The sequence below is a fragment of the Candidatus Nitrospira neuquenensis genome, from assembly GCF_979578155.1.
Genome location: NZ_CEFZDU010000011.1, coordinates 314,373 through 320,372, shown reverse-complemented (window position 1 = coordinate 320,372; position 6,000 = coordinate 314,373). Strand labels below are relative to the sequence as shown.

At 70.1% G+C, this 6,000-nt stretch carries 5 protein-coding genes; all 5 read left to right on the top strand.

All coding sequences use genetic code 11. The annotated features are described in order from the left end of the window. Positions 1-224: 224 nt before the first annotated feature. The 5 genes from AC1U7O_RS06645 (at position 225) to rpiA (ending at position 5,899) form a co-directional block, all read left to right on the top strand. A complete protein-coding gene (locus AC1U7O_RS06645) occupies positions 225-1,493 on the top strand; it encodes a type III secretion system chaperone family protein (RefSeq protein WP_479893895.1) in 1,269 nt (422 codons plus the stop codon). Between the two features lie 94 nt (positions 1,494-1,587). Further along, positions 1,588-3,267: a glucose-6-phosphate isomerase gene (locus AC1U7O_RS06640; protein ID WP_479893893.1), complete on the top strand. Its 1,680-nt coding sequence runs from the start codon at positions 1,588-1,590 to the stop codon at positions 3,265-3,267. Next, positions 3,254-4,054, top strand: a complete 801-nt coding sequence (gene pgl / locus AC1U7O_RS06635; protein WP_479893891.1) for a 6-phosphogluconolactonase — start codon at positions 3,254-3,256, stop codon at positions 4,052-4,054. The genes AC1U7O_RS06640 and pgl overlap by 14 nt, the downstream gene beginning before the upstream one ends. Next, a complete protein-coding gene (gene glk / locus AC1U7O_RS06630) occupies positions 4,055-5,140 on the top strand; it encodes a glucokinase (protein ID WP_479893889.1) in 1,086 nt (361 codons plus the stop codon). A gap of 36 nt (positions 5,141-5,176) precedes the next feature. Next, a complete protein-coding gene (gene rpiA, locus AC1U7O_RS06625; protein WP_479893887.1) occupies positions 5,177-5,899 on the top strand; it encodes a ribose-5-phosphate isomerase RpiA in 723 nt (240 codons plus the stop codon). Positions 5,900-6,000 lie beyond the last annotated feature (101 nt).

Sequence of the window (6,000 nt, the reverse complement as noted above, 5' to 3'; positions counted from 1 at the left end):
AGAGGGGTCAATTTCACATGATGACAGGGGTCAATTTGGCATGATTACTGACATGTGCCTCTCCCGATTTGTTGGACAGCAGTCCTACCACAAATCTTGGCTTAGCGACCTGTCCAAAAAACGGGGGGAACTTCAGGCTTCATCTGGTCCCAATCCTGGTCTTGTATGGGATAGGTCGCAGTTCGCGTCGAACTCCGCCGGCGTTCTGGTTTGCGACGACCCTGATGTTGGCTACTGTCCTGTTGCTCCACGGAACCATCAACCTCAGCGCCACTTCGACAGCCGTATTGGGCCTCATCGTCATCCCGATCTACGGCGTGATGGCGGCCCTCGTCGGGTGGATTGTCGGCATGATCACGGCGCGCGTCGTGGCGAGCGCCCACCTACGTCGGCGCCTCGCCTTCGTGTGTCTGATTGTGGGATCGCTTGCGGCCACTGGCTATGTGGTCTACGCCACGCACGTGACTGCTTGGCGAGAGGCACGATTTCCTTCTGTGTCCGTGGATACGCTGCCGATCTCCAAGCGGGACCTATCGGGCTGCTGCCCCCCTGGGACCATCGTGCGACTTCGTATCGGCAACTTCGACACTGATCCCGACCCAGAGATCGTCGTCCTGGGACCAAGGTGGGTGGCCCTGCTGGAGGCCGACACCTACAGGCAGACACAATTGCTGGATCTCATGAAGGCTCAGTGCCACCATGTTTGCCTCGGCATGTACCCGGATCTGGTTCCCGACGGGACAGGAGGGTTCGTCATCGTCTCAGCAAACGGTCTGGTTGACCAGAATGGACGCCTGCGCTGGGCCTTTGGCGGGCATTTTGTTGACTCCATCGTTCCGCTTCGGACTCCAGGCGACTCTCGACCCAGCATTTTTGTGAGCTCTCGCGGCGACCGGTTGGAGCGGCGCGATCTAGACGGCAAAGAGCTGTGGAGCGTCGCGCTCTCGGCGTCGAGGATCGGCAAGTACTCAGGGCCAGACGGCCAAGGCGTGCTTGCCGCTCTATCCACTGCGAGCCCCAATCACAACATGGCGCTGCTGATCGATCAGGACGGCAAGACCATCAAACAACTTGCCCCGCCGATCTGGGCCTCCGAGGTTCAGGAAATTTCCTGGCCGTCTCCGAGCCATCTTCTCGTCGGTAACGCCGGCAAGTTCCTCATCCTCGACCATCAAGGGACGGTAGTGTTCCAGCACTCTCTCGAGGCCCTGTCGTTCGACCCTTACCACGGACCCGAAGGAGCCGCGGTGCGCCTGGCCCCAAGCAGTCCGCCATACCTGGCAGTCGTCAGCCACGGAAGCTCTGGCTACCCACGGTCGGTGCTGATGATTTTCAACCCCGCGGGCGAAGTTCTCTGGCAGGAAGCGATGCCGAAGGTGCGCTCCTTGCTGGCCGTGGAAACCGGTGATGGGCTCGAAGCCCTGCTGGTCGGCGGCCAGGTCGGCCTCACTGAATACCGACTGGTGCCCGCCGCTGCTCGCACAAGCAACTGAGCGAATTTCCCGGTCCGCCCCCGTTTGCCTTTTCCCGCCTGCCGGCCTAAGATACGGCCCTCGTTCGACCGAGAGAACTGCGCAGGAGGCCGTGATGCCCGTCAAGCTGCTGGAGGCCAGCCTGGGGACGTGGGACGACCGCGTCGCCGCCGCGCTGGGCGAGATGTCGCGCACGCGCCTGGTCCCGCGCCTGTGGGCCAAAGACCACCGCCTCTGGAAGCCGGACCCGACGGAGATCACGAACCGCCTCGGCTGGCTGACGGTGGCGGAGCAGATGCAGGCGCGCATCACCCCGCTGCGCGCCTTCGCCAAGAGCGTGCGCGACGCGGGTTTCCGGGACGTCGTCCTGCTGGGCATGGGCGGCAGCAGCCTCGGCCCGGAGGTGTTGCGCTGCACGTTCGGCTCGACGCGCGGCTTTCCCCGGCTGACCGTCCTGGACTCAACCGTGCCCGGCGCGGTCCGCGCCGTGACGGAGGCCATCAAGCCGGCCAAGACCCTCTTCATCCTCGCCAGCAAGTCCGGCGGCACGATCGAGGTCGGCTCCCTCTTCGCCCACTTCTGGCAGCTCGTCCAGCGCGCCCGCGGGAACGGCGGCGGGTCGCAGTTCGTCGCGATCACCGACCCGGGCACCGGCCTCACGGCGCTCGCGCAGGAGCGCGGCTTCCGGACGACCTTCACCAACCCGCCCGACATCGGCGGCCGGTACTCGGTCCTCTCCTACTTCGGCCTCGTGCCGGCCGTGCTGCAGGGCATTGACTTGGAGCGGCTCCTCTCAAGCGCGCTGGACATGACGAAGGCCTGTGGGCCCGCCGTTCCCCCCGCCGAGAACCCCGGCGCACGGCTCGGCGCGATCCTCGGGCTGCTGGGCGCCGCCGGCCGGGACAAGATCACGATCGTCGCCTCGCCCGCCGTCCAGGCCTTCGGGCTCTGGGCGGAGCAGTTGCTGGCGGAGAGCACGGGCAAGGAGGGCAAGGGCCTCGTCCCGATCGCGGACGAGCCGCTCGCCGTCCCCGCCTGCTACGGCGACGACCGCCTCTTCGTCCATCTCCGCGTCGCGGGCGACAAGAACGCCGCGCTCGACCGCCGGGTGAAGGCGCTCGCGAAGGCGGGCCAGCCGGTCGTGCAGCTCGCGCTCCGGGACCGCTACGACCTCGCGGCCCAGTTCTTCCTCTGGGAGTTCGCCACCGCCGTCGCGGGCCACTATCTGGGCATCCACCCCTTCGACCAGCCGAACGTGCAGGAGAGCAAGGAGAACACCGGCCGGATCCTCGCGCAGCTCCAGGGCCGGCGCCGGCCCACCTCCCGCGCCGAATCGAACGGCAGCCTGCGGGACCTGCTCCTGCGCGCGGCGCCCGGCCGCTACTTCGCCGTGCTCGCCTACCTGCCGCCCTCGGCCAAGACCGACGCGGCGATCCGGCTGCTCCGTAAGACGGTGCTCTCGACCTGCCGCATCGCCACGACGGCCGGCTACGGCCCGCGCTACCTGCACTCGACCGGACAACTGCACAAGGGCGGGCCGCCGACGGGGCTCTTTCTCCAGCTCACGGAGCAGGCCGGCGCCGACGTGCCGATCCCCGGCGCGGCCTATACCTTCCGCACGCTGGCCGGCGCGCAGGCGGAGGGCGACCTCCAGTCGCTGCAGCGCCGCGGCCTGCCGGTCGTGCGCCTGGTGCTCGGCCGTGAGCCGGGCGCGCGCATCCGCGCGCTGGCGCAGGAGGTCCGCCGGCCGGCGACGCGGGCCGGCCGGAAGGCTCCGGGCCGTGGCGCGCGCTGACGACCGGGCCATGGGCGCCGTGCCGGAGGTCCGCGTCTGCGAGGACGCCGACGAGCTCGCGCGCGAGGGCGCCGACCTCTTCATCTGGACCGCCCGGCAGGCCGTCGCCGCGGCGGGCCGCTTCCGGGTCGCGCTGTCGGGCGGACGCACCCCGCGCGACCTCTATGCCGCGCTGCGCGACCCGGCCCTGGCCGGGCAGCTCGACTGGTCGCACGTCGAGTTCTTCTTCGGCGACGAGCGCGGCGTCCCGCCGGACCACCCCGAGAGCAACTTCGCCCTGGCCGACGAGGGCCTTTTCCGGCCGCTCCGCATTCCAGCCGAGCGCGTCGTCCGGATGCCGGCCGAGACGACGCCCGCGGAGGCGGCCGCCGCCGAGTACGAGGCGCGGCTGCGTCGGGCCTTCGGCGATGAGCCCTGGCCGCGGTTCGACCTCATCCTCCTGGGCCTGGGCGAGGACGGGCACACCGCCTCGCTCTTTCCCGGCACGGCGGCGCTGCAGGAGCGCACGAAGTGGGTGACGGCCGGCCTCGCGCCGACCGGCGTGCGGCCGCGCATCACCCTCACCGTGCCCGTTCTGAACCGGGCCCGGACTGTGCTATTTTTGGTGACCGGCGCGGCCAAGGCGCCGATCGTCCGCACGCTGTTGGAGGGGCCGGAGGGGGAGGCCGCGCGCGCCCCGGCTTCGCTCGTCCGGCCGGAGTCGGGGCGGCTCATCTGGCTGCTGGACCGGGCGGCCGCCTCCGAATTGACCATCATCCGGCAGGGGCTGGACTCGCATGAGGAATAGATGATCCTGGCGGGCGACATCGGCGGGACCAAGACCGTGCTCGCGCTGTTCGACTGGAAGGCCGAGCGCGTCGAGCCGGTCCGGGAGCGCACCTTCCATAGCGGCGACTACGGCTCGCTGGAGGAGATCGTCGAGGCCTTCCTCGCCCCCCCGGAGGCGGAGCCCCTCGCGGACGAGGAGGAGAAGCCGGCCGACCGGCCCGACGAGGCGGAGGCGGACAAGACGGACGAGCCGGCCGAGGCGCCGCCCCTGGCCGTGGACGCCGCCTGTTTCGGCGTGGCGGGACCGGTGATCGGCAACGTCTGCCGCACGACGAACCTGCCCTGGGTCGTGGACGGCGCGGCGCTGGCACGGCGGTTCTCGTTCCCGAGGGTCCGGTTGCTGAACGACCTGGAGGCCACGGCGCACGGCCTGCTCGTGCTGCGGCCGGACGAAACCTTCACGCTCAACGCGGGCACACCGGCGGCGGACCGTCGCGCCCTGGCCCTGATCGCCGCCGGCACGGGGCTGGGCGAGTCCATCCTCTTCTGGGACGGAATGCGCTACCGACCGATGCCGTCGGAGGGCGGGCACGCGGACTTCGCGCCGACCAGCGAGATCGAGATCGAGCTGCTGCGCTACCTGCGGACCAGTTACCTGCACGTCAGCTACGAACGCGTGCTCTCCGGCGCGGGGCAGCACGCCATCTACGAGTTTCTCCGGGACACCAAGAAGAACGAGCCGACCTGGGTGGCGGAGCGGCTGAAGGTCGGCGACCCGGCCGCGATCATCACGGAGATCGGTCTCCAGAAGGGGGCGGAGATCTGCGTGCAGGCCCTCGAGCTCTTCGTCTCGATCTACGGCGCCGAAGCGGGCAACCTGGCGCTCAAGGCCCTGGCGCTGGACGGGGTCTACGTCGGCGGCGGCATCGCGCCGAAGCTGCTCCCCAAGCTCAAGGAGGGCGGCTTCATGCGGGCCTTCACCGCGAAGGGCCGCTACAAGAAGCTCATGAGCGGCATCCCGGTCCGCGTCATCCTCAACGAGAAGACCGCGCTCCTCGGCGCCGCCGCGGTGGGCGCGCAGGCGGTACAGGGCGGACCGGTCTGAGCGAAGGCCGGGGCGCGTCGACAAGGACCTTCCATCGTGACCGTCACCTCCGATGATCTCGACCTCCTCAAGCGCCGCGCGGCCGAGGCCGCCGTGGCGGAGGTGCGGACCGGCCAGGTGGTCGGGCTCGGCACCGGCTCCACCGCCAAGCACGTCGTCCTCCTGCTCGGGGAACGCGTCCGGGCCGGGCTAACGATCCGGGGCGTGCCGACCTCGCGCGAGACGGCCGACCTCGCCCGCCGGGCCGGCATCCCGCTGCTGGAGACCGACGACTCCTGGGCCATCGACGTCGCGATCGACGGGGCGGACCAGGTGGACCCCCAGCTCAACCTCATCAAGGGCGGCGGCGGGGCGCTGCTCAAGGAGAAGATCGTCGCGGCGGCGGCGGCGCGGCTCATCATCGTCGCGGACCAGACCAAGCTCGTCCCCGTCCTCGGCCTGCCCATGCCGCTACCGATCGAAGTCATGCCCTTCGGCTGGGGCAGCACGGCGCGGCAGGTCGAGCGGGTCGGCGGCCGCGTCGTGCTCCGCGAGCGGGAGGGACGCCCCTTCCTCACCGAGGGGGGCCACTTCATCCTCGACCTGCACCTCGAGCGGATCGAGGACCCGGCGGACCTGGAGATCCGGCTCAACCAGATTCCCGGCGTCGTCGAGACCGGCCTTTTCGTCGGCCGCACGGACACGCTGATCGTCGGCACGGCGAACGGCGTGCAGGTCCGTCGGCGCGCGGACGCGGGGACGACGTCCCGGCGGGGATGAGCGGCCAGGGACCGGCAGCGGTCACCCGCCGCGGGCTCCTCGCGCGGATCGCGGCCCTCCTCGGCGGCGTGATCGCCCCTGCGGCGTTTCGCCCGAGGCCC